Here is a 553-nt window from a genome sequence, read left to right as displayed (position 1 = left end):
CCCCCCACGCCCCGGCGCGACCGGCACCTGCGCCCCGTTCGTGCGTTGTTCCCCGCAATTCGACTTTTGTGCGCGCGCAACAATGGCAATGCCTCGCGCCCGGCGCCTTGCGGGAACCCGTCTCCCGCTCGGCACCGGGCGCGACGGTCTTCAAAAACCACATCTCTCGAGGACATACCATGCAACTCCAATCCCATCCCGCGTGCCGCCCGTTTTATGAAGCCGGCGAACTCACGCAACTGACTGCCTTTTACGAAGAAGGACGTAATGTCATGTGGATGATGCTGCGATCGGAGCCGCGGCCGTGCTTCAACCAGCAACTCGTTACCGACATCATCCATCTCGCACGCGTCGCACGCGACTCGGGCCTGCCGTTCGACTTCTGGGTGACGGGCTCGCTCGTCCCCGAGCTGTTCAACGTCGGCGGCGACCTGAGCTTCTTCGTCGATGCGATCCGCAGCGGCAAGCGCGACCTGCTGATGGCCTACGCGCGCTCGTGCATCGACGGCGTGTACGAGATCTACACGGGCTTCGGNNTTTTGTTTTTTAGTGC

Annotated in this window: 1 pseudogene; it reads left to right on the top strand. The window is 62.8% G+C overall.

The window, feature by feature from the left end:
* Window positions 1-179: 179 nt before the first annotated feature.
* A pseudogene (locus tag FOZ70_RS35250) lies at window positions 180-553 on the top strand (enoyl-CoA hydratase); the annotation flags it as partial.

The sequence above is a fragment of the Burkholderia sp. COPS genome (assembly GCF_019425585.1).
Lineage (GTDB): Bacteria > Pseudomonadota > Gammaproteobacteria > Burkholderiales > Burkholderiaceae > Burkholderia > Burkholderia cepacia.
Note: the sequence above shows the minus strand (reverse complement) of the source record. Positions and strands in the feature narration are given on the sequence as shown.